Source organism: Streptomyces canus (genome assembly GCF_030816965.1).
Lineage (GTDB): Bacteria > Actinomycetota > Actinomycetes > Streptomycetales > Streptomycetaceae > Streptomyces > Streptomyces canus_E.
In genome coordinates this window covers 8,082,071-8,105,262 of sequence record NZ_JAUSYQ010000002.1, presented here as the reverse complement: position 1 = coordinate 8,105,262, position 23,192 = coordinate 8,082,071, and the positions used below count along the sequence as shown (strand labels likewise).

Annotated in this window: 15 protein-coding genes and 5 pseudogenes; 10 read left to right on the top strand and 10 right to left on the bottom strand. The window is 68.3% G+C overall.

Features of this window, described 5'->3' with window-relative positions:
- Positions 1–51: 51 nt before the first annotated feature.
- The 6 genes and pseudogenes from QF027_RS49790 to QF027_RS38115 all read right to left on the bottom strand — a co-directional run.
- On the bottom strand, positions 52–1,374 hold the full coding sequence (locus QF027_RS49790; protein WP_373432517.1) for a glycoside hydrolase family 31 protein: 1,323 nt from the start codon (positions 1,372–1,374) through the stop codon (positions 52–54).
- A gap of 206 nt (positions 1,375–1,580) precedes the next feature.
- A pseudogene (locus tag QF027_RS49785) lies at positions 1,581–1,874 on the bottom strand (TIM-barrel domain-containing protein); the annotation flags it as partial.
- Positions 1,875–2,139: 265 nt separating this feature from the next.
- A complete protein-coding gene (locus QF027_RS38135) occupies positions 2,140–2,418 on the bottom strand; it encodes a hypothetical protein (RefSeq protein WP_307082638.1) in 279 nt (92 codons plus the stop codon).
- Positions 2,419–2,729: 311 nt separating this feature from the next.
- On the bottom strand, positions 2,730–3,230 hold the full coding sequence (locus QF027_RS38130; RefSeq protein ID WP_307079825.1) for a hypothetical protein: 501 nt from the start codon (positions 3,228–3,230) through the stop codon (positions 2,730–2,732).
- 45 nt (positions 3,231–3,275) lie between these two features.
- Positions 3,276–4,802 (bottom strand): alpha-N-arabinofuranosidase, encoded by a 1,527-nt coding sequence (locus QF027_RS38125; RefSeq protein WP_306974421.1) that lies wholly within the window; start codon positions 4,800–4,802, stop codon positions 3,276–3,278.
- 748 nt (positions 4,803–5,550) lie between these two features.
- Positions 5,551–6,191 (bottom strand): annotated as a pseudogene (locus tag QF027_RS38115) (glycoside hydrolase family 3 N-terminal domain-containing protein); the annotation flags it as partial.
- Here QF027_RS38115 and QF027_RS38110 point away from each other — a divergent pair.
- From QF027_RS38110 to QF027_RS38100, 3 genes are all read left to right on the top strand, one after another.
- Complete coding sequence (locus tag QF027_RS38110) at positions 6,111–6,503, top strand: hypothetical protein (RefSeq protein ID WP_307082796.1); 393 nt, start codon at positions 6,111–6,113, stop codon at positions 6,501–6,503. The pseudogene QF027_RS38115 and the gene QF027_RS38110 overlap by 81 nt on opposite strands.
- Before the next feature lie 65 nt (positions 6,504–6,568).
- Complete coding sequence (locus tag QF027_RS38105) at positions 6,569–7,078, top strand: hypothetical protein (protein ID WP_306974422.1); 510 nt, start codon at positions 6,569–6,571, stop codon at positions 7,076–7,078.
- 54 nt (positions 7,079–7,132) lie between these two features.
- Positions 7,133–8,683, top strand: a complete 1,551-nt coding sequence (locus QF027_RS38100; RefSeq protein WP_307079823.1) for a glycoside hydrolase family 43 protein — start codon at positions 7,133–7,135, stop codon at positions 8,681–8,683.
- A gap of 241 nt (positions 8,684–8,924) precedes the next feature.
- Here the strand turns inward: QF027_RS38100 and QF027_RS38095 are convergent.
- A pseudogene (locus QF027_RS38095) lies at positions 8,925–9,080 on the bottom strand (IS5/IS1182 family transposase); the annotation flags it as partial.
- Between the two features lie 365 nt (positions 9,081–9,445).
- On the opposite strand from QF027_RS38095, the gene QF027_RS38090 reads away from it, so the two are divergent.
- From QF027_RS38090 to QF027_RS38080, 3 genes are all read left to right on the top strand, one after another.
- The gene (locus tag QF027_RS38090; protein ID WP_307079821.1) at positions 9,446–10,876 is read left to right on the top strand and encodes a non-reducing end alpha-L-arabinofuranosidase family hydrolase; all 1,431 of its coding nucleotides are present in this window, start codon (positions 9,446–9,448) and stop codon (positions 10,874–10,876) included.
- A gap of 190 nt (positions 10,877–11,066) precedes the next feature.
- Positions 11,067–12,578 carry an arabinofuranosidase catalytic domain-containing protein gene (locus QF027_RS38085; RefSeq protein WP_307079819.1) on the top strand — a complete coding sequence of 504 codons (1,512 nt, stop codon included), beginning with the start codon at positions 11,067–11,069 and terminating at the stop codon, positions 12,576–12,578.
- A 439-nt stretch (positions 12,579–13,017) separates the two neighbouring features.
- Entirely contained in the window at positions 13,018–14,745 is a 1,728-nt protein-coding gene (locus QF027_RS38080) for a family 43 glycosylhydrolase (RefSeq protein WP_307079817.1), read from the top strand.
- Between the two features lie 103 nt (positions 14,746–14,848).
- Here the strand turns inward: QF027_RS38080 and QF027_RS49780 are convergent, their stop codons facing one another.
- Positions 14,849–16,222 carry a hypothetical protein gene (locus QF027_RS49780; RefSeq protein ID WP_373432516.1) on the bottom strand — a complete coding sequence of 458 codons (1,374 nt, stop codon included), beginning with the start codon at positions 16,220–16,222 and terminating at the stop codon, positions 14,849–14,851.
- On the opposite strand from QF027_RS49780, the gene QF027_RS49775 reads away from it, so the two are divergent.
- Together QF027_RS49775 and QF027_RS38065 are read left to right on the top strand one after the other, a co-directional pair.
- Entirely contained in the window at positions 16,112–16,339 is a 228-nt protein-coding gene (locus QF027_RS49775) for a hypothetical protein (RefSeq protein WP_373431089.1), read from the top strand. The two genes, QF027_RS49780 and QF027_RS49775, sit on opposite strands and share 111 nt — an antisense overlap.
- Positions 16,340–16,614: 275 nt before the next feature.
- Positions 16,615–16,897 (top strand): annotated as a pseudogene (locus QF027_RS38065) (IS5/IS1182 family transposase); the annotation flags it as partial.
- Positions 16,898–17,493: 596 nt separating this feature from the next.
- Here the strand turns inward: QF027_RS38065 and QF027_RS38060 are convergent.
- Together QF027_RS38060 and QF027_RS38055 are read right to left on the bottom strand one after the other, a co-directional pair.
- Positions 17,494–17,712, bottom strand: a pseudogene (locus tag QF027_RS38060) (YceI family protein); the annotation flags it as partial.
- A gap of 108 nt (positions 17,713–17,820) precedes the next feature.
- Positions 17,821–19,536, bottom strand: coding sequence for an LPXTG cell wall anchor domain-containing protein (locus QF027_RS38055; RefSeq protein ID WP_307079815.1), 1,716 nt, complete (start codon positions 19,534–19,536; stop codon positions 17,821–17,823).
- A gap of 827 nt (positions 19,537–20,363) precedes the next feature.
- Between QF027_RS38055 and QF027_RS38050 the strand changes: the two genes are divergently transcribed.
- Both QF027_RS38050 and QF027_RS38045 read left to right on the top strand, forming a co-directional pair.
- Positions 20,364–21,833, top strand: a complete 1,470-nt coding sequence (locus QF027_RS38050; protein WP_307079813.1) for a non-reducing end alpha-L-arabinofuranosidase family hydrolase — start codon at positions 20,364–20,366, stop codon at positions 21,831–21,833.
- A gap of 174 nt (positions 21,834–22,007) precedes the next feature.
- Positions 22,008–23,189 carry an NUDIX hydrolase gene (locus QF027_RS38045; protein WP_307079811.1) on the top strand — a complete coding sequence of 394 codons (1,182 nt, stop codon included), beginning with the start codon at positions 22,008–22,010 and terminating at the stop codon, positions 23,187–23,189.
- Positions 23,190–23,192 lie beyond the last annotated feature (3 nt).

Genomic DNA, 23,192 nt, shown 5'->3' with positions numbered 1-23,192 from the left:
GGAGCCATTCATTCTCGGTACGGACAGGGGGACGCGGGGCAGCGCCCCCGGTCAGGACCGCCGCGACGACGATCGCGACGGTCGCAAGGGAATCCGCAGCTCCTGGCGCTGCTGCTCGGCAGTGAGCCACAACGCCGATGCTTCGGCCCAGCCCCGGCCGGGCTCGACCAGCCGGGCGCGTACCACGCGACGGACCGGGCGCCCGGGGTAGTCGCGCACCGGGCGGCCGACGGTCAGGGTGCCGTTCGCCTCGTCCCAGCGCAGCTCGGTGCGGGCGCCGGCGCCCTGCTCGTAGCCCCAGCCGTCGCCTTCGTCCTCGTACAGCACGAACGAGCCGTCCGCGCCCGGGAAGACGAGGTCGAAGGCCAGCGGACGGAACATCGTGCTGTCCTCGGAGTGCACCTGCCAGGCGAGGGAGTAGAGGTAGGGGACCAGAGCCTTGCGCAGGCGGATGAACCGGACCAGCGTCTCGTACACAGGGTCACCCGGCTCGCCGTAGTGCCAGATCTCGCGCGGCGTGCCGGTGCCGTGCGTGCGCAGCATCGGCAGGAAGGTGGCGTACTGGAACCAGCGCAGGAACAGTTCGCGGTAGCCCAGGTCTTGTGCTCCCGCGTCGAAGTCGCCGCGCAGGAACGACGCCCCGTCCAAGCCGGGGCAGACCTTGCCGGGGAAGAAGGCTCCGACGCCGGTGGTCCAGTACGGCAGGCCGGAGGCGGCGAAGCTCAGCCCCTCGGCGACCTGCCGGCGCAGTGACTCCCAGGTCGCGACGATGTCACCGGACCAGCTGTACGTGCCGTAGCGCTGCCGGCCGGGATAGGCGGACCGGGTCAGGTTGAGCACCCGCTTCGGGCTGCCGGTGGCCCGCTGCCCCTCCCAAATTCCGCGGCTGTGCAGGAGGGAGTAGGCGTTCCTGCGGTCCGGACCCAGGTAACGCTCCACCTCGGTGGTGTTGATGCGCATCCGCTCCTCGGGGGACGGCTCCCTCGCACCGTTCCAGTCGGCCTCGAAGGGTTCCGAGCAGTCGGTCCACCAGGCATCGACCCCTTTGGCGAACAGAGCCGTCTCGGCCTGCTTCCAGTACAGGGCGCGGGCCTTCGGGTCGAAGGCGTCGTACGTGGTTCCGTTCGCCAGCATCGCGTCGGCCGCGGCGAGTTCGAGCCGGTCGGTGCCGTCGCCGTGAACGTGCGGCCAGATGGAGACCATCAGTTTGGTGCCCATGTCGTGCATACGGCGGCACAGGTCCTCGGCGTCGGGGAAGCGCGCGGGGTCGAGGGACTTCTGTCCCCACAGGCCGTCCGGCCAGGACATCCAGTCCAGCACGATCCCCTCAAGGGGCAGCCCCAGTTCGACGTAGCGCCGGGCGACCGCAAGCAGTTCCCCTGGTCGTGGTAACGCTCCGTGGACTGGATGAAGCCGAAGGCCCAGCGTGGCGGCATCGACGCGGCCCCGGTCAGCCGCCGGTAGCGGCGGACCACGTCATGGAGTCCGGGTCCCGCCAGCACTAAGTAGTCCAGTTCCGGTACGCATTCGGCTTGGAGCCGGCAGCCCGCCGCGTCATCCTGGAAGATCATCGCGCTGTATCCGTGCCACAACAGACCCCAGCCGCGGGTGGATGCCAGAAAGGGGACACTGACCTTGAGGTTGTGCTGGTATAGGTACTGCGTCGTGCCCCGCCGGTCCAGCCGGCCCTCCTCGTGCTGGCCGAGGCCGTACAGCGCTTCGCCATCGGTGAGCCGCAGTCCGAGGCGGGCACGGTAGCCGGGAGCGGAGTCGGTCGCGCCGGCCGGCGTGCGGCGCTCCAGCTGGACCGCGTCCGCCTCCAGCTCGCTGAAGAGTGGTTCCCCGGACGGGCCGCGGTAGCTGAGCCGTCCGGTGGCGAGGTCGACACGAGGGTCAACGAGCCATCGGACATGACCAGTTCATCGTCCTTCTCGATGAGCGTGAAGGTTCCGGGTCGTCGTCGCTCGCGCAGCGGATCGAGCATCGGGCCATCGGCCAGGACGGGGCCGCCGTCGGACGCGGGGCGGGCCGCGACCCGCAGGATGCCGGGCCCCTCCCAGACCGCCCGCATGGACAGTCCGCGGCAGGTCAGCCGCACTCCGTCCGCCGACTGCTCCCACCGCACACGGCGACTGCCGGTCACCGTTCCGCTCGCACGTCGACGATCTGCTCGAAGAAGAACTCGTGCTTGAGGAAGGAGACGTCGTACTCGCCCCCCGGACAGGGCGGGATCAGTTGGGCGGCCTGGATCAACCGCCAGCCGTCGCGAAGGGCCTCCACGCCCGACTCGTACGGCGGCTCGTCGCTGTCTCCCGTGGTCGGGGAGGTGCGGCCGGTCCCGTCGTAGCGTGCCCAGCCGACGACCGGGGAGTCCAGGGCCGAGGTGGACAGGTACAGCACCAGCACCCGCTGCCGCAGCACCGGGGCGCTGCCCGCCTGCGCGGCGGGTAGCCCGACAGGTTGTGCTGCTGTCTGAGGCCGGGCAGCGGACCGATGGTGTCCACCACCGGTACATGTTCGCCAGGCAGCCCCGTGCGCCACACAACCGCCGGGAAAGCGAGCGAATTTGGGCTTCAGATCAGCGATAGCCTCGGCCAGGTCGGCGCGCAGTCCGCCCGGTCAGCCCCAGAACGTCGCCTGGGGGAAGAGGGAGACCAGGTCCGCTTGGCCGGTGCCGACACCGGTCGACGTGGGAGTGAACCGGGCTTCCGGGTCCGTAACGGCGCAGGTCAGCACGCTCGCATGCCGCTCCCAAGATCCGTCGACCGGACGCACCCCCCCTCTGCGTATGCCCGTTCGCCGTCACGGCTCTCGATCACCGCCACCAGCCGGACCGCCGTGCCGTCTGACGAGCCTGGCGTAGACACTGACGTCGTAGTGTGCACCTTCCTGGACGGGGATGCCGTCGAAGCCCTCGTTGCGCAGCCCGGCGCCGAGGCGGCCGTGCCGGTGGCCGTGGTGTGCAGGACGGCGTGCTGCGGGTTGGCCGAGTGCAACGGAGCCTCAGCCGACACGGCGACCGCCCCGGCGGCGCCCTCCCGCTCCAGTACCTCCCACGCGGTCAGGGCATGCCAATCAAGCCGGTCGGCGCGGCTGTACGCGAAGGAACGGTTCTGGATCAGCTCGGCGTACAGACCGCCGTCCGCCGCATGGCTGAGGTCCTCGAAGAACGCCCCGAAGAGATCGGGCGAGATGGCGGTGCCGGACGCCACGGTGTCGCCGTGGATCACCGTCCCCACAGCGATGTCGGGCGTCCGGCTCGTTATGTCGGCTCCTCAGTGCGTGCGGGCCACGGGGGCCTGGACGGTGATGAACGAGTGGGGAGGCAGCGTCAGAACGAGCCCCTGACCTGTTGGCTTCACGCCGTCGAACGGGCGCGGAACCACCGCCTCGGGTGAGTCCGGGGAGTTGTGGACCTGGAGTCTGTCCGCGGTCAGCAGACGAGCGGTCGGCTCGCCGACCGCTCCCCCGCGCAGGTCGAGTGTCACCTCGACCGGTTCCTCGGCGTCGAGGTTGGACACTGAGATCAGCACCGTGCCGTCCTTGATGCTGGCCGAGGCGGACAGCGTGTCGAGCTCGGCGTCCCCCACCCGGCGCCGGGCATCCTCGGTGCGCAGGTGCACGGCGAGTGAGGTGGCGTCCTGATGGCCCTTGTTCATCTCGAAGACGTGGTAGGTCGGGGTGAGGACCAGCGCGTCGCCGTCGGTGAGGAGCATGGCCTGCAGGACGTTGACGGTCTGCGCGATGTTCGCCATGTACAGACGTGCGGCGTGCTTGTGGAAGATGTCGAAGTGGGTGCTGGCCACGAGCGCGTCGCGCAGCGTGTTCTGCTGGAACAGGAAGCCCGGATTGGTGCCCGGCTCGACGTCCCACCAGGTGCCCCACTCGTCCAGGACCAGGCCGACCCTGCGGCCCGGGTCGTAGATGTCCATGACGGTGGAGTGGCCGGTGAGGATACGGTCGATCCGCTGGGCCGAGGCCATGGTGCGGTAGTAGTCGTCGGTGTCGAAGTCGGTGGCGCTGCCCTTCGCCTCCCAAGTGCCGGACATCGTGTAGTGGTGGACGGATATGCCCTGGAAGAAAGTGCGCGGGGTGGCCTCGCAGCCGAAGCAGTTGATCTGCTCCATCAGGGTGCGGGTCCACTTGTAGTCGTCGCCGGTCGCGCCCGAGGCGATGCGGTACAGCTTGTTGTCGCCGTGGTCGCGGCAGTACGTGGCGTACTGCCGGGCCAGATCTGCGGAGTACTCGGCGCGCATGTTGCCGCCACAGCCCCACGTCTCGTTGCCGATGCCCCAGAACTTCACCCGCCAGGGCTCGTCGCGGCCGTTGGCCCTGCGCAGCCTGGCCATGGGGCTGTCGCCGTCGCGGGTCAGATACTCGACCCACTCGCTCATCTCCTGCACGGTGCCGGAGCCGACGTTGCCGCTGATGTAGGGCTCGGTGCCCAGGAGTTCGCACAATGCCATGAACTCGTGGGTGCCGAAGTGGTTGCTCTCCTCGACGTCGCCCCAGTGGGTGTTGACCATCCGGGGGCGCTGGTCACGGGGGCCGATGCCGTCCTTCCAGTGGTACTCGTCGGCGAAACAACCACCCGGCCAGCGGAGGTTGGGGATGTTCAGGGCACGCAGCGCCTGGACGACGTCAAGGCGGATGCCGCCCTCGTTCGGGATCGTCGAGTCCTCCCCGACCCAGAAGCCGCCGTAGACGCAGCGGCCGAGGTGCTCGGCAAAGTGACCGTAGAGATGTCGGCTGATCGTCGGACCCTCGATGTCGAGGTCGACGATGGCGGTAACGGTGGACATGGGGGCTCCAAGGGGCTCGGGAGAATTCTGTATCGGTAAGAGAGTTGGGGGGTACCTGGAGGGGAGGCCGTCAAGAGACCGGGGTGAAGGGTGGCCGCGCACCTCCCCGTACGGAGCCTTCGAGACAGCTGTCGAGGAACTGGTGGACGCGACCGACCCGCTCGTTGCCGGTGTCAAAGGTGTGTGGTCGGCCCCGGCGTCGCCTGAGGAAGACGCCGGGGCCGGGCGCCGGCGGTTACAGAGCCGCGGCCTCCTCGGTGGTGAGGAAGCGGAGGTTGTGAACGTGCTCGTTGGCGAACATGGGCACGCCGTCCGAGGCCAGGTACCAGGCCGGCTTGCCCCGCTGTCGCGGATGACCCGCCCGTTGGCGACGAGGTTCTCGAACGTGACGTCCTTGATGAGGTGGTCCCCGTCGAGGCCCAGGAGCAGCGACGTACCGGCGTGAGTGCCGGTGTAGGTGAGGTCCTTGATGTAGACGTTCTCGATGCCGCGGCCGGGTGCGGTGTTCCACTTCGGCATGTAGGTGACCCGCATCTGGACGAGCTGGCCCCAGCGGATGTCCTCGACGCGGATGTTGTCGCACCTGACGTCGCGGATGAGGTTGCCGTCGCCGGGGTTGAGGGCGATGCAGCGCTGGGCGCTCACCTGCGGCTCACGGTGGTCGAGGATGTCGATGTTCTCGAAGCGCAGGTTCTCCAGCACCTCGAAGTTGTCGGGATCGGGGTTGCCGTGGATGCCTATGTTGCTCGGGGGGCCACGTCTGCCCAGAGGCTGCAGTTTCCTGGTCCGTCCAGGTCCGAAGGTGTTCCCGCAGGTACGGCGAGACATGGTTCGGCCGCCCGTTGACGAGGTTGTACGCGGGTATCACCCCGGCGACGGCTGCGGCCTCGACGGGGCGGCGGAAGGCGCGCATGTCGTACTCGTGGAGGACCCTCGGCCGTACCGAGGAGGACGAAGTCGACCTGTCCGTCTCGTTGTTGTGGGCCAGCCAGTGCTTGAGGACGGGGGCCGTCATCCAGTACGCCGGGTCGTCGCCGCGTAGGCCGCGGGTGTACGCCGTGGCGATCGCCGCCGTCAGGTGCGGGTCCTCGGCGTAGCCCTCCTCGTTCCTGCCCCACAGCGGGTGCCGCAGCAGACTGATCGTCGGCGCCCACACGTTGAGCCCCACCCGGTCGTCGCGTGCGCGCATCGCCCGCGTCTCCTGGGCGACGGCGTCGCCGACCCGGCGGACGAGGCCGTCGTTCCAGGTCGCGCCGAGGCCGACCGCCTGCCGGGAAGACCGTCGCCGGGCCCCATCCAGGCCACACCGTGCAGTGCCTCCTGCCCGGTGCGGAAGGCGGCGAGACCGAGACGGTCCACCGCGGGGGTGAACTGGTGCAGGAATGCGATGCGTTCGTCGAGTGTGAGGCGGGAGAGGAGGTCGTCGACGCGCTGGTCCAGGGCGGCGGTGGGGTCACGGAAGAGGGGCGGCGAGCTTTCGGTCACGTACTCAGATCCCTTGAGGAGGAGAAGCAGGATGCGAAGCAGGAAGAAGACCTGGAGGCCGAGCTGGAGGTGGTGCGGGAGCAGATGCGTCGAGGTTCGAAGCGCTTCGATGTTCCGTCACCCCGACCCAGGCGTCAAGGCGTTCACCCAAGCTCACGCAGACCCGCAGAAGACCCCGTCGACCTCCCACTCTCCAATGGTCTCAGGGAAAGTTGACGCGAGCCTTGTGGCCCCACAGGTGGCCCCTTAACCTCACTGCAATATCGAAGCGCTTCGAAGACTTGTACTCCTGCCCGCTCTGCTCGTTCCGCAGTGTCCCGCCACGCATCACCACCCGCGAACGCGCCGGCCACCTCACCCTGCACGCCCTCGGCCGGAGCCTCGACGCTCCCGATGTCACCTTCCTCGGCCGCCGCCAGGCGCACCTCTCCTGCCGGACCAGGGCCGAACTCGACGTCTCCGGCGGAAGCGGCGACCTCGCCGTCCGCCTCGACGAAGTACGCGTCATCGCCCGTATCGGCCCGCTGCGCAGCGTCGTCGCCCGGTCCGACAAGGCGCCGGGCCCGTCGTCCTCGGCCTCGACATCACCGCCCGCACCGCCCTCGACGACGCCCGCACCGGACCCGACGTCGTACGCTTCGGGACCTGCCAGGAGGACGGCACCTTCACCGAACTCGCCGCCCTGGACGGCCGCTACCTCACCACCGAGGTCGCCGGCGGATTCACCGGCCGCGTCATCGGCCCCTACGCCACCGACGGTCGCGTTCACCTACGAGCCGCTCACCCCCTGACCCCTCTCGCCCCTTCGGCTCTCGGTCGCCCACACGTGAGGAAGCTGATCTCGAATGTCCCGGCTCCAACACCCCCACAGCCGCCGGAAAGACACGACGGCCCAGCAGGAGCAGTTCACCAACCCGGTGATCTGGCAGGACTTCGCCGACCTGGAGGTCATCCGCGTCGGCGACACGTACTACTACACCGGCTCGACCATGCACTACTCGCCGGGCGCGCCCGTCCTGCGCTCCTACGACCTGGTCAACTGGGAGTTCATCGGCCACTCGGTGCCGGTCCTCGACTTCGGCGACGCGTACGACCTCAACGGCGGACGGGCGTACGTCCAGGGCATCTACGCGTCCTCGATGCGCCACCGCCCCAGCGACGAGACCTTCTACTGGCTGGGCCAGATCGGCAACCAGCGGTCGTACGTATACAGCGCCACCGACGCGGCGGGCCCCTGGACCCGGCACGCCGAGATCGGCAGCATCTACTACGACGCGGGGCTGCTCTTCGACGACGACGGCACCCCGTACGTGGCGTACGGCGCCAACGAGATCCGCGTCGCACAGCTCTCCCCGGACATGCGCACCGAGGTCAGGTCCGAGTACGTGCTCACCAAGCCCGACGAGTTGCACCTGATGGAGGGCTCCCGCTTCTACAAGATCAACGGGAACTACTACATCTTCGTCACCCGCCCGCCCAACGGCCAGTACATCTGGAAGTCCACCTCAGGCCCCTTCGGCCCGTACGAGATGCGAGAGGTGCTGTTGAACCTGCCCGGCCCGATCCCCGGCGGCGGCATACCGCACCAGGGCTCGCTGGTCGACACCCCGAACGGCGACTGGTACTACATGGGCTTCATCGACGCCTATCCCGGCGGCCGCGTCCCCGCCCTGGCCCCGGTCACCTGGAACGCCGAGGGCTGGCCCGAGCTCCAGACCGTCGGCGGCACGTGGGGCGAGACATACCCCTACCCGGTCACCCCGCACCCGCTCCCGCCGATGACCGGCGCCGACACCTTCGAGGGGGCGGCGCTGGCGCCGTACTGGGAGTGGAACCACAACCCCGACACCGCCGCGTTCACCGTCGACAACGGGCTCACCCTCAGGACCGCCACCGTCACCGACGACCTCTACAACGCCCGTAACACCCTCACCCGCCGCATCCAGGGCCCCGCCTCCACCGCGACCGTCGTGCTCGACTGCTCCGGGATGGCGGACGGCGACCGGGCCGGGCTGGCGATGCTGCGGGACTCCTCCGCCTGGATCGGCGTCACGCGGCAGGACGGCGCCAGCAGGCTGGTGATGTTCGACGGCCTGACCATGGACACCGACTGGAACACCACCGGCACCGGCACCGAGCAGGCCGGCGCCGACCTCCCCGCGTCCGGCAGCCGCGTCTGGCTGCGCGCCACCGCCGACATCAGCCCGGGGCCGGGCCGCCAAGCGACGTTCTCCTACAGCACCGACGCCACCACCTTCACCCCGCTCGGCCCGGCCTTCACCATGAACGAGAGGCCTCATTTCTTCATGGGCTACCGCTTCGCCGTCTTCAACCACGCCACCCAGGCCCTGGGCGGCGAAGTGCTGGTGGAACGCTTCGAGTTGAGCACGCCCTGACCATCCGATGCGGTCCGGCCCTCAGTCGAACAGCGCGGTGTGCACGATGCGTTGCACGGCCATCGCGTCGTGCCGGAACTGCGCCTCGCGGGCCGTTTGCAACTGCAGGCGGGCAGACACGAATGGGCTCTTCTGCACTGAGCACTGTGCATCGTGAAGTTGCTGGTCACGGGGCTGGTGTGTGCGGGGTTCGGGATGCTCGTGCTGGTCGTGGGTGGATGACTTCGGTGAAGATCGTCGGTCACCGGGAAACGTCGCGGTTTGTGAGGACGAGCAGGGACCCCACCAAGGCGGTCGCCCACGTCGGGTTGGTGCGGACCTTGCCGAACACGCGCCAGTTCTTGAGGTGGGCGAAGCCGTGCTCCCCCGGTGCCCGGACCGCTGCCAGTGCGGTGTTCCTGAGTGCCACCGGCCCCGCCGCGAGCGCGGGTCGGGCACCGAGCCGAACCAGAGGCTCAGGTGAGCGACCTGGTCGGGGTCCGTAATGATCACCAAGCCCGCGCCCGCACCGCTACCTGCACCTGACGCCGAAGACCCGTACAACCACGGGACTTGAAGCCGCCTGGTTTCAGCCTGCGAACGTTTCTGCCTGCGGATTTTGCGAGAAGCATTGACGTCTTTCATGGGATGTCTAGCATTCTCTCGATCGGTACTTCGACCCTTGTTCGGTATACCGAACAGCCGGGGTCGTATCACACCGGCATCCGGACAGCCTCTGACGGGGAAGACCGGAGTCGCTTGCTCAAGGATGACGAGGTCCTTATGCGCAGACGTAGTTTCAGCCGCAGACGCCCGCCTGCGGTGCTCGCCGCCGTGGTCGCGGCCCTGGCCGCGTTGGCGGCGCTGCTCGTCGCCGGCCCGGCTCAGGCGGCCACCACCAGCGAGGTGCGCGGTGTTGATTCCGGCCGCTGTCTCGATGTGGAGGGCTTCAGTCAGACCGACGGCGCGAACGTGCACATCTGGGACTGCCACGGTGGAGTCAACCAGCAGTGGACGTTGACGGACAGCAGCCAGCTGACCGTGTACGGCAACAAGTGCCTGGATGTCCGCGGCGCCGGTACCACGGCCGGGACCCCGGTGCAGATCTGGACGTGCAACGGCAGCGACAACCAGCAGTGGCGGGTGAACCCCGACGGCACCATCGTCGGCGTGCGGTCCGGGCTGTGTCTGGAGGTCGCGGGCTGGGGCAAGGACAACGGCACGGGGGTGCAGATCTGGTCGTGTACCGGCGGCGCCAACCAGAAGTGGACCGGCCTGTCCGGGGCAAGCAACGCGTGTGCCCTTCCGTCGACCTACCGGTGGACCTCGACCGGCCCGCTGGCGGAGCCGGCGAACGGGCAGCTCGCGCTGAAGGACTTCACCACCACCACGTACAACGGCAAGCACCTGGTCTACGCGACCACCTCCAACGGAACTAAGTGGGGCTCGACGGGGTTCAGTACCTTCACAAACTGGTCGGACATGGGGGCGGCCACCCAGACCCAGATGAACGACGACGCGGTGGCGCCCGAACTGTTCTACTTCGCGCCCAAGAACATCTGGGTGATGGTGTCCCAGTGGGGTCAGTGGCCGCTCCACTACCGCACGTCCAGCGACCCCACCAACCCCAACGGCTGGTCCGCCCGGCAGCCGCTGTTCACCGGCAGCCTCCCCGACGGCCCCGACGCGAACCAGAAGAACGCCCCGATCGACCCGACCATGATCGCCGACGACCAGAACATGTACCTGTTCTTCGCCGCTGACAACGGCAAGATCTACCGGGCGAGCATGCCGATCGGGAACTTCCCGGGCAACTTCGGCTCCTCGTACACGACGGTCATGAGCGACGCAAGGGACCTTCTGTTCGAGGCGCCGGAGGTCTACAAGGTCCAGGGGCAGAACCAGTACCTCATGATCGTTGAGGCGCAGGGGACGAAGCGCTACTTCCGCTCGTTCACCGCCTCCAGCCTGAACGGTCCGTGGACCGTCCAGGCCGGCAGCGAGAGCAGCCCCTTCGCGGGCCAGGCCAACAGCGGTTCCACCTGGGCCCAGGGCGTCAGCCACGGTGACCTGGTCCGCAACAACCCCGACCAGACCATGACCATCGATCCCTGCAACCTGCAGTTCCTCTACCAGGGCCTCCCCAACAACACACAGGAACCCAACTACCTGAAACTGCCGTACCGGCCGGGCCTGCTCACCCTGCAGCGCTGACCCGCCTGACCCACGGTGATCGCGATGGGGTGCGGTCCGCCGACGCGTGGACGAGCTGTTCACCGCGTGGGCGATTCCACCGGCACTCCACAGTGAAGTCATCCTGACCACCGCAACCAAGCGGTGCCACGATTTCGGGCGCGTCCAGCGCTGAGCCCACTCGGGCTGACGAATCAGAAAGATGGTGAACATGGGCAGTCGAACAACGGTGATCGGCATGGTCACCGCCCTGATGGCCGGTTTACTGGTCGTGATCGGAGCGCCGGCGGCGCAAGCGGCCCCTGTGGACACGAACGCCTGGTACGTCATGGTCAACCGGAACAGCGGCAAGGCGCTGGACATGGCGGACGCGAGCTCCGCGGACGGCGCCGCGATCACGCAGTGGGCCCGGCACGACGGGACCAACCAGCAGTTCCAGTTCGTGGATTCCGGCGGCGGCTACTACCGGCTCAAGGCACGCCACTCGGGCAAGGTGATCGACGTGTCCAGCTGGTCCACAGCCGACGGCGCCGCCATCCACCAGTGGACCGACCACGGCGGCGCCAACCAGCAGTTCCGGCTCGCCGACTCCGACAGCGGCTACGTCCGGCTGATCAACCGCAACAGCAACAAGGCGGTCGAGGTCCAGAACGCGGCGACCAACGACGGCGCCAACGTCGTGCAGTACAGCGACTGGGGCGGCACCAACCAGCAGTGGCAACTCGTCCAGGTGGATGCGGGCACCGGCTCCGGCCCGTGCGACATCTACGGCGCAGGTGGTACGCCCTGCGTGGCGGCGCACAGCACAACGCGCGCCCTCTACAGCGCCTACACCGGAGACCTGTATCAGGTCAGACGCTCCTCAGACAACACAACCCGCAACATCGGCGTACTGACCCCTGGCGGCGTCGCCAACGCGGCGGGCCAGGACTCCTTCTGCGCAAACACCACGTGTATCATCACGGTCCTGTTCGATCAGTCCGGGCATGGCAACGACCTGTGGTACCAGGGTTCCAGCGTGGTCCCGGGCTCACCACAGACCCGCCCGGCCGTAGCGACCACCGAATCGCTGACGGTCGGCGGCAGCAAGGCCTACTCGCTGTACATCAACCCCGGGACCAGCTACTGGCGCGACGGCCACCTGACGGGTGTCCCGACGGGCAGCGCACCCGAGGGCATGTACATGGTCACCAGCGGTACGCATGTCAACAGCGGCTGCTGCTTCGACTACGGCAACAGCGAAACCACCCGCAAGGCCGACGGGCCAGGTGCCATGGACGCCATCTACTTCGGGACGAGCTGCTGGTTCGGCGGCTGCTCCGGAACCGGACCCTGGGTGCAGGCCGACCTCGAATGGGGCCTGTTCCCAGGTGGCGGCAGCACGTGGAACCCGAACCAGCAGGCGTTCAGCAGCAAGTTCGTCACGGCGACACTCAAGAACAACGGGACGTCGCGATTCGCGATCAAGGGCAGCAATGCCCAGTCCGGAAGCCTGAACACCCTATGGGACGGCGCGCTTCCCAACGAGCCCAACGTATACAGCCCGATGAAGAAGCAAGGCGCCATCGTCCTGGGCAGTGGCGGCGACTGCTGCTCACCCGAGGTAGGCAACATCAACGACAGCGCGGGCACGTTCTACGAGGGTGCCATGGTCTCGGGCTACCCGTCGGACGCGACCGAAAATGCGGTCCAGGCGAACATCGCCGCCGCCGGCTACCGATGAACCAGACCCGGCCGCCGGCCTGACGGGTACAAGCGGTGCCGCCGCTCCAAGGCGGCGGCACCGCTTCGCCCAGATGTGCTGATGAACCCTGCGCAGGTTGAACCACGCGGAAGGGGTCGGGCGCGGACGTTTCTGACCCCTTCCGCGTGGAGGGTCTTGGGGCGGCATCCTTCCGCACAGCGGCCATACCGGGCGCACCTATGCGGAGGTGGCCCGACCATCACCGCCTACCGGCCGGGCGTGCTGACACTGCAGCGCTAGAGGTCCGGCTGCTGGCGGTCCCCGCCGACGCCAACCCCTTCGTATCCCAACCGAACAAGGGACTCAAACAGTGAAATTCACACTTCAGCGGTGGTCGAAACGCGTCCTCGCCTTGGCGATAAGCCTTCTATGCATGATGGCTTTTCTTCCGGCCGCAGCCCGGGCAGACAACCCGATCGTGCAACACATTTACACCGCCGACCCGGCACCGCTGGTCTACAACGGCCGGGTCTACCTGTACACCGGGCACGACGAGGACGGCTCCACCTCCTCCTTCGTGATGAAGGACTGGCGGGTGTGGTCCTCCGCCGACATGGTCAACTGGACCGACCACGGCTCACCGCTCAGCCTGAACACCTTCAGCTGGGCGGGCGCCAACGCGTGGGCGGGCCAGGCCGTCGAACGGGGCGGCAAGTTCTACTGGTACGTGCCGGTGTCGGTCCGGGCGACCGGGCAATTCGCCATCGGCGTGGCGGTGTCGGACAGCCCCACCGGCCCGTTCCGGGACGCCCTCGGCCACCCGCTGGTGGAGAACAGTGAGATCGACCCGACCGTCTTCATCGACGACGACGGGCAAGCCTACCTGTATTACGGCAACCCGAATCTGTGGTATGTGCGGCTCAACGCCGACATGATCTCGTACTCCGGCAGCCCGACGCAGGTACCGCTGACCACCGCGGGGTTCGGCACCCGCACGGGAGACGCGAACCGGCCCACCCTGTACGAGGAAGGCCCGTGGTTCTACAAGCGGAACGGCCTGTACTACATGGTGTTCGCGGCGAAATGCTGCTCTGAGTTCATCGCCTACTCCACCTCGCCCGGCCCGACCGGACCGTGGACGTATCGCGGCACCATCATGCCCTCGGAGGGCAGCAGCTTCACCAACCACGTCGGCGTCGTCGACTTCAACGGCGGCTCGTACTTCTTCTACCACAACGGCGCTCTGCCGGGCGGCGGTGGCTTCACCCGGTCGGTCGCGGTGGAGAAGTTCAGCTACAACGCCGACGGCACCATTCCAACGATGAATATGACGACGGCCGGGGCGCCGCAGGTCGGCACGCTCGATCCTTATGTCCGTCAGGAAGCGGAGACCATCGCGTGGGGCAGCGGCATCGAAACCGAACCCTCCAGCGAGGGCGGGATGAACATCAGCTGGATTGAAAACGGCGATTCCGTCAAGGTCAAGGGCGTGGCATTCGGCGCGGGTGCCGGCTCGTTCACCGCCAGGGTGGCCTCAAGCACCAGCGGCGGCCGAGTTGAGCTGCACCTGGACAGTACTACTGGGCCAACGGTCGGGACATGCACTGTGTCGGGCACCGGAGGCTGGCAGACCTGGAGCACGGTCTCGTGCCCTGTTACCGGTGCGACCGGGACCCACGATCTGTATCTGAGCTTCGCCGGTGGCAGCGGGTACCTGTTCAATATGAACTGGTGGCAGTTCACCTCCGGCCAGCCCACCTTCTCGTCAACGGCCGTCGCCCAGCACAGCGGGTACTGCCTGGACGACCCCAACCAGAGCACCGCCGACGGCACTCAGTACCGGCAGTACACCTGCGGCGCCGGTGCGGAACAGCGGTTCGACTTCCGCCCGGTGCCAGGGGTGGCGGACACCTACTTCCTGGTGAACCACTACAGCGGCAAGTGCCTCGACATCAGCAGCTTCTCCACCGCCGACGACGCGGCGGTCCACCAGTGGACCTGCCACGGCGGCACGAACCAGCAGTTCACGCTGCGGCAGGTCGCCGCCAACGACTACCAGCTCGTCGCGGTGCACAGCGGCAAGTGCGTGGACGTCAGTGAGATCTCCGCCGCCGTCGGAGCACTGGTCCACCAGTGGACCTGTGACTCCGCCAGTGCCCTGGCCACCAAGAAGAACCAGGTCTGGCGCCTGACCGGCAAGAGCTGAACCAACACAGGGTCGGCCCGGGCCGGCAACCCGGCGCCCGACCCTGTCCAGGGCCTTTTGCTGGCCTGGGTAGCCGATATACGCCACTGGACGAGCAGCAGTTTCAGCAGGTCAGGTCAGTTGCAGGCGGTTCTTGGTTCATCGCGCTTGGGTGCGGATCCTTTCCAGGGAGTCTCTGAGCTGGTGGTTTAGGGGTTGGGGCTGTCGGGGGTTTCTTGTGTCTTTGTCCCGCGTCAAGCAGTTGGCAGGTTTTCGGGTTCGGGAAAGCTGGGGACGAGCGGGTCCGCGGCGCCGGTATGGACATCGTGGGGCCGGTTCCAGGCCAGGGCCTCGTGCGGTCGGACGGTGTTGTAGTCGCGCCGGTAGTCCTTGGCGTGCCGGACGAGGTCGAGGGCGTCGGGATCTCCTCGAGGAACAGCTTCTCGTACTTGAGCGAGCCGAAGCCGCGCTCGCGTGAGCCGTTCTGCCCGGGCGTGCGGACCCGGGTGCGGACGTGCCGCAGCTCCGGTCGGGTGACGATGAACGCCTCGAACCGGAACGAGCGGAACGGTCCGCCGTTGTCGGTGACGATGGTGACCAGCAGCTTCACGGTCCCGTCGGCGTCGCGCGGGGCGAGCTCGGCCAGTGGCTTTCCGGCCAGCAACTCCGCTTCCTTGATGGCGAGTTCGACCGCGGCGATGGCGTCGTGCTGGTTCGCGGTGGGCGACACGTGCCAGCCCAGCTCGTACTTCGACCAGTAGTCCCGGCAGCCCGCGAGCCGCCAGGTGCCGCGCCGCCCGAGGCGGTCTCGAACTCGGAGAAGTCGAGCTGCCAGACCTGGTTCGGGCCGGTGGGCTCGGTCGCGAAGGCGGCCTTGCGGCGAGCTGGCGCCGTTCCCGCTGGTAGTTCGCCTCCAGCAGCAGGCCCTCGTCCCGCAGCAGCCGCAGCAGCCGCAGCACGGTCGTCTGGGAGACGCGGTGGCCGTCGTGGCGGCACATCGCCCACACCTTGCGGTGGCCCCAGGCCAGGTGCGCGAGCGCGTGCCGGCGGGCGGTCTCCCGGACGCTCTCGCGGGCCGGGCGCGGCCACGGTCCTCTGGCCTGCGCGCCCCGGCGGGCGCGGGCCTGGTGACGGCGCCAGGTCCGCTCGGGCACGCCGATGAGCCGGCAGAACCTCGCGGTCGGCAGTGTCTGGTGGCCCATCGCCTTCTCGACCAAGGCCGGCTGGCGAAGCCGGGTCCGGTGAAGCACTTGGAGGAGCCGGTCGGTCTCGGCCTCGACCCGGCGCTGGCGGCCGGCCCGTGTGACGGCGGCTCTGAGCCTGCTTCGGGTGAGCCGGGCGGCCTGGTCGGGAGTGGGCGCGATCGCCAGGATCGCGCGGGTTTCACGTGCCAGCAGCCGTCGCCATGCTCCGCGAGCAACCGAAGCAGGTCCTGGAAGCCCGCTGCGTTGTCGTCGATCCTGAGCTTGCCGAGCAGTCGAGCGTCCCGGTCAACCACGGCAACGTCGTGGTGATCGTCAGCCCAGTCGATTCCGCAGGTCACATCCACCGCGCGCTCCTTTCGGGCTTCCCGTCCGTCGGTGTCGGGCCGTGGCAGGACCACCCGGCGACCTAATAGAAGCGCTCGCGGGCGCACCACCCCATCAGCCGTCCGTGGCCCCAGCAGCGTCCAGGGTCCTCGCTCTCGTGAAGAGCTCCACGGCTCCGGCAGATCGGGAGGTGTTCCTGGGAACGGCTCGAACCACGGCACGGTATGACCACCGAGCTCGAATCGGCAGAGGCCGTGCACGCGTCCCTCTTGTCGAAGCACTCCCAGGCGCTGCATACAGCCCAGACGTCTCGCGCGGCCCCTGCCAGGACTGACAACTGCCAACCCACAGTGCCTCTTAGGCATACAGCAACGGACTCTGCCGCGAGTACCTGCGACGACGGGGCATTCGCCACACGATCCCCGAGAAGACCGACAGCCGGGCAGCCCGCCTGCGAAAAGGTTCCCGCGGCGGACGACCGCCCGGCTTCGACGAAGACCGCTACAAGAAACGCAACACCGTCGAACGAGCGATCAACCGCCTGAAACAGTCCCGCGCAGTCGCCCCCCCGCTACGACAAGCGCGGGTACGTCTTCCTCGGCACCACCACAGCAGCAACCCTGCTCATCTGGCTGCGAACTTGATCGCCCCGACAAGTCCTAGTAGTGCTTCGTTAGGTTGCTGTGACGTGCAGGAACGCAGACCCCGCGACTGTCGGCCCGGCGAACCGCCGGGTGGGCTCGCGCAGGTCGACGCTGTGGCCCTTGCCGCCGATCGGCGAGACCGGCGGCAAGGTCCGCAAACCACCCTGACCGGGAGCCATACCTTCAGCTGCTCGCAGTGATCAACAGCTGGTCGCACCCGGAAACCTGGCACCGGTACTCGACTGGTTCCTCCAGGCCTTGCGTGCCCCGGATATCGAGGTAGCGGCCCGGTCGCGACGCGGCGTGGCCGGACCGGTTCACGTCACGCTGCCTTCGCCTGGACGGCGGGTTCTGGGCTGGGCCGCGCCCTGGCGGCAACTTCCGAATGTCGGCGCGGCCGCCGGTACCGCTGGAGGCGATGCCACGCGGCTTGACGTCGACCGGCCCGCCGCAGCCGCAGGACTCCTCCCGATATCACGCTGTACGACAGCCAGGACAGTGTCGACATCCTGCTCAGCCGCCAGGAGGCACCGGCCACGGACGGGGCTCGGCCCCCTGCTTCCCGAGTGAGGCAGGGGGCCGAGCCGTCTGCGCCGTCAGGCGAGCGGCGGAAGCTGTTCGCCCTGGACGGCCTGGAGGTCGATCCCGACGCGAAGCGTGGTGCCGATGGCGGCCATGCCGGCCTGGACGGCCAGGTTGTAGTTCATCGCGAAGTCCTCGCGCGGCAGTTCCACGGTGGCCCGGAACGCGGCCCGTGGGCCGCCCCACGGGTCGGGACCGGTGCCGAGGCAGGCCAGGTCCAGGTCAACGACCCGGGCCTTGTGTGTTTCCTGACCGCCGACGCCGGCGCGGAGGCCGACGGCCCGGCGCGCACGCCACGGGTGGGTGGCGTTGCTGCCGGGCCGTCAGTCACTCACGCGGTCTCACTTCCCGTGCATAGCCCTGCGGCGACGTCCGCGAAGCAGCAGCATGCCGCCGGCAGCGATGACCAGCAGGCCACCGAGGGCGCTGTACGTGACAGCGTTGCTCGCCCCGGTGGAAGCCAGGTCGCCGGATGTGCTGCTCGGGGTCGGCTGGCCGACGGGTGCGCCGAACTCCGCCTGCGCACGGGTGCCGGTCGTGCCGGCGGCGGAGACAACCGGTGTGGCGGCGGGTGGCGTGGGGGCGGGCGTCGGCTTGTCAGCGCTGGCGGTCCCCGACGCGGGCTTCAGCTGAAGGGTCGTGATCGAGTACGGCGGCAGCGTCTGTGCGGCCGCCGTGCCCCGCTTCGCCGTCGTCAGGGCGGTGGCTCCCTTGGCGTACGAAACGGTCGTGACCGCCCCTGCGGCCGGGGTGAACCCAGCGTACGAGAGCGACACCTGCGCCGCGTTCTGCGGGCTCTTGTTGGTCAGCATGACGTTCAGACCACCGTTGCTGTTCCGTACCGCGTGCACAGTGACCGACGGGTTGCCCGAGGACGACTTGACCATGGTGTCGCCAGGCTTCGCCAGTGCGGTCAGCGAGCGGATGCCCCAGTAGGTGGGGAAGGGCGTGTCGCGTGGCGGTTCGCACTTCCCCCCGGCGCAGGTTCCGGCGGAGAGAATGCCCCCGTCCTGGTAGTCGGTCTGGCCGTGGACGGTGGTGGGTGCTTGGTCCGTGCCGTTGTGCAGGTTCCACCAGTCCACGTGGGTGGCGCCTTGCTCGAACCAGGTCATGTAGGTGTCCGGCGCGAACAGGGCTGCGGCCTGGCTGGTCTGGGCGGGCGAGCCGACGGCGCCGTTCTCGGTGACCGCGATCTCAACCGAAGCGGCGCGCGAGCCCGTGTACTTGGCGATCAGCGAGCGCAGCGAGGACCTGACACCGGCGATCCGGGAGGGGGTGTTCAGCAGGTCGGCCGTGGTTTTGCCGCCCGGATACCAGTGGACGATGACGAAGTCGATCGAGCCTCCCGCGATGGAGAGCACCGTGTTGTTCCAGTCGGCGCTGTCACCGGGAGCCTTCTCCGCATCCGGCCAGAAGCCGGGGGTGGTGAGCACCGCTCCGATCTTCACCTTCGGATCCACGGCCTTCATCGCCTTCGCGTAGGCGACAAGGTTCTTCCCGTACTCCTTCGGGCTCTTGTCGGCGTGCGTGTCAGTTTCCCAGCCCTTGCCGTTGCCGTAGTGCCCGTTGCCGTAGACCTCGTTGCCGATCTCCCAGTACTTCACGCCGTAACCCTTGTCGACGTTGGCGTACTTGACCCAGTCGGCGGCCTCCTGGGGGGTGCCGGAACCGTAGTTCGCGGTCAGGATCGGCTGGGCGCCGACCTTCTTCGCGGTGGCCATGAAGTGGTCGAAGTCGGTGTTGGAGGGGATCCAGCCGCTGCCGTCGCCGTAGGTGTGGGTCTTCCAGTGGTATTCGTCCGCGCCGGAGCCGCCGGGAAAGCGCAGCTGCCGAACTCCCGCGGCCTTCATCAGCGATGTCACCTTGGGGGTCCCCATGTGCTCGTCGCCGAAGCCCGTGTTGAGGCCGACACCACTGCTGGGCACCGTGCCCAGGGAGGCACCGGCATCCACACGGATACCGACGGTCGCCGCGGCGCCCGCGCTGGGCGCCAGGGCGCCGACACCGACCGAGGCGGCGAGCACCGCCACCGCCCCCGCGACCAAGCGCCGGCGCATCCGGCTACGGCGCGGCGTGCGAGCCCAAGGCATCGGTTGTTCGGCGGGTCTCGGGTCGTCTGATGACACGTAATGCTCCGATCAGGGTCTTCACACAGAGGGCGTAGCGCCGCTGACCACGGCTCGCCCTCGTCGGTACACCCCTAAGTGGCCACTCAGAGCGGAAAGGTTGCCGTCTCAATCATTTTTCGCCGAGACGCGGTCGCACCGTCTCACCGGACCCGGTGACCCCGTGACCCGGTGACACGCCCAAGGCTCCCTTTCCACCTCGACGGCGCGAACCATCACATGCTTCCGGCCGCACACCGCCCCGCGGTGGCCGAGCGGCTGAAGCCGCACAGGAAGCACAGGAAAAGACAGACGACGGCCGTCGCCACCGCGACGGCCCTGTTCTCGTATAGCTACCGCCAGGTGGTGTGCAGCGCTGAGTAACTACTTGGGGCTGCGGTTGCGCTGCTGAAGGGCGGCGAAGTCGGCGTGTGCTGTCTCGACGGCCTCGGGGTACGCCTGGGCCAGAGGCTCAGGTGAGCGACCTGGTCGGGGTCCGTAATGATCACCAAGCCCGTGCCCGCACCGCTACCTGACACTCACGCCAAAGACCCGTACAACCACGGGACTTGAAGCCGCCTGGTTTCAGCCTGCAAACGTTTCTGCCCGCGCATTTTGCGAGAGGTATTGACGCTGATCACCGGAACCCTATTATCCAGTTGCTCGACACTTCGACCCGCGTTCGCCATGTCGAACACTTTAGGGCCGCACCACACCGCCTCCGGACAGCCCCTGACGGGCCGAACCGGAGTCGCTTGCTCAAGGATGACGAGGTCCTTATGCACAGACGTAGTTTCAGCCGCAGACGCCCGCCTGCGGCGCTCGCCGCCGTGGTTGCGGCCCTGGCCGCGCTGGCGGCGCTGCTCGTCGCCGGCCCGGCCCAGGCGGCCACCACCAGCGACGTGCGCGGTGTTGATTCCGGCAAGTGTCTCGATGTGGACGGCTTCAGCCAGACCGACGGCGCGAACGTGCAGATCTGGGACTGCCACGGTGGAATCAACCAGCAGTGGACGTTGACGGACAGCAACCAGCTGACCGTGTACGGCAACAAGTGCCTGGATGCCCGGGGCGGCGGTACCACGAACGGGACCCCGGTGCAGATCTGGTCGTGCAACGGCAGTGACAACCAGCAGTGGCGGGTGAACCCCGACGGCACGATCGTCGGCGTGCGGTCCGGGCTCTGCCTGGAGGTCGCGGGCTGGGGTAAGACCAACGGCACGGCGGTGCAGATCTGGTCGTGCCACGGCGGCACCAACCAGAAGTGGACCGGCCTGGCCGGGGCGAGCAACTCGTGTGCTCTTCCGTCGACGTACCGCTGGACATCGACCGGCCCGTTGGCGCAGCCGAAGGCGGGGTGGTCCGCACTGAAGGACTTCACCAGCGTCGTCTACAACGGCAAGCACGTCGTCTATGCCACGTCGCACAACAACCTCGCCGGTAACGACGGTCGCTGGGGATTGGCGACCTTCAGCCCCTTCACGAACTGGTCCGACATGGCCACCGCCACCCAGACCACAATCCCCTTCGACGGCATCGCGCCGACGCTGTTCTACTTCGCCCCGAAGAACCTCTGGGTGCTCGCCTACAACGGGGGTTGGCCCTACAGCTTCTCCTACCGCACCTCGACCGACCCCACCAACCCCAACGGCTGGGGCCCGCAGCAGGATCTCTTCACCACCACCCTCCCGGACGTTGTGGATCCCGACGGCACGACCCGGAAGAGGGGCCCCCTCGACGTGACCCTCATCGGCGACGACACGAACATGTACATGTTCTTCGCCGACGATGAGGGCGGCATCTACCGCGCCAGCATGCCCATCGGCAACTTCCCGGGCACCTTCGGTTCGTTCACGAAGATCATGAGCGACTCGTCGCTCGACCTGTTCGAGGCGCCGGAGGTCTACAAGGTCCAGGGCCAGAACCAGTACCTCATGATGGTCGAGGCCCAGAATTACACGGGGTACGGTCGCTACTTCCGCGCGTTCACGGCCACCAGCCTCAACGGCACCTGGACACCGTCACCGCAGGCCAACACCGTGACCAGCCCCTTCGCCGGCAGTGCCAACAGCGGCGCGACCTGGACCAGGGACATCAGCCACGGCGATCTGGTTCGCACCAACCCCGACCAGACCAAGACCATCGACCCCTGCAATCTGCAGTTCCTCTACCAGGGGCGCGACCCCAGCACCGACGGCGGGGACTACGGCACCCTGCCGTACCGGCCGGGCGTGCTGACACTGCAGCGCTAGCTCCAAGGCCGTGAAGTTATGGCTCGGGTGGGGTTGTCCAGAGGGCCTTGAGGTGCGGTTTCGTCGGACATGAGGAGCGGAGCCCCGGTAGAACTGGCAGTCGACCAAGACAAGCCGTTCACAAGACCGGAGGCTCCGCTGTCCGAACAGTGTGCCATCACGCGTACCGTCACGGTGGCCGGAGGCCGGTTTGCGCCCGGTCATCTGGGCGAACTCACCCAGCACGTCACACCGCGTGCCGTCCTGTCTACGGGACAGCACGCCGCATCCCGGCACGCAGTATGGGTCGGCGCCGCCGCGATCATCACCGACGAGGCCAGCCGGGTCCTGCTGGTGCACCCCACCTACCGCAAGGACGACTCGTGGCTGCTGCCCGGAGGCGTCGTCGAACCCGGCGAACACCCGCATGTCACCTGCCGGCGCGAGATCACCGAGGAACTGGGCCTGGTGGACCTGCCCCTGTCGGCCGTGCTCGCCGTCCACTCCTTCTCCCCGCACCACCCTGACCTTCAGCCCGGCACGCCCTGCCCCGGCCCCGACCAGGTGGAGGCGATCCGCCTGCCGCGCGAGGAGCTGTCCGAGTTCGCCTTCCTGGAGACCCGGGACGCGGTGCAGCGGCTGCGCCCCGTTGGCGGGCAGATCATGCTCGCCGCCTACCGCGCCCGGCTCGGGAACACCGCCACCGCTCACCTCGCCGACGGCCGGCACATCCTCGACGTCCCGGCGCTGGACCGCCACGACGTCCACGTCCGCTACCGGCCCTTGTGGGACAGCAGCCCTCTCAACCGCGGCCCCGTCCCCGAGCGGCTGCCCGTGCAGCAAGCCTGGGCGTGGTGCTTCGTCCCCGACGGCCGGGTCGTCCTCGTGGCCGATCCCGGCCCCCGTGGAGCCCTGCCGATGCTGCCCGGCGGCACCATGGAGACGACCGACACGACGCCCGAGGGCACCCTGCACCGCGAAGCCGCCGAGGAAGCCCAGCTCACCCTGGCCGATCCGGTACGACTGGGCTGGGTGCTGGACGAGACCGGCGAGGTCTACGGCGGAGTGGGGCCCAACGCCCGGCTCCGCCTGGCCGCACGGGTCACCGCCATCGGGCCTGCGACCGCCGACCCCGCCACCGGGCGCCCTTTCGCCCGCCTGCTCGCCCCCCCCCGCCCAGGCAGCCGCTCTCCTGGGATGGGGCCCGCCCGGAGCGCGACAAGTCCTGCTCGCCGCGGAGACAGCCCGGAAGCGGTGGCACCTGCCCACGGCTCGCGCCGCCGCCATCGAGGAAGTCCCGCCGGAGGGGATGCGGCTGAGCTGACACGAACGACCACCCCGCCTCGACTCGTCCCGCTCCACGCACCTCTGAGGTAGCCC

What these genes read in the sequence shown, in the direction of transcription:
- QF027_RS38125 (WP_306974421.1), bottom strand. Translation starts at nt 4,802, where the DNA reads ATGTCCACCGTTACCGCCATCGTCGACCTCGACATCGAGGGTCCGACG.
- QF027_RS38100 (WP_307079823.1), top strand. Translation starts at nt 7,133, where the DNA reads ATGTCCCGGCTCCAACACCCCCACAGCCGCCGGAAAGACACGACGGCC.
- QF027_RS38090 (WP_307079821.1), top strand. Translation starts at nt 9,446, where the DNA reads ATGCGCAGACGTAGTTTCAGCCGCAGACGCCCGCCTGCGGTGCTCGCC.
- QF027_RS38085 (WP_307079819.1), top strand. Translation starts at nt 11,067, where the DNA reads ATGGGCAGTCGAACAACGGTGATCGGCATGGTCACCGCCCTGATGGCC.
- QF027_RS38055 (WP_307079815.1), bottom strand. Translation starts at nt 19,536, where the DNA reads ATGCGCCGGCGCTTGGTCGCGGGGGCGGTGGCGGTGCTCGCCGCCTCG.
- QF027_RS38050 (WP_307079813.1), top strand. Translation starts at nt 20,364, where the DNA reads ATGCACAGACGTAGTTTCAGCCGCAGACGCCCGCCTGCGGCGCTCGCC.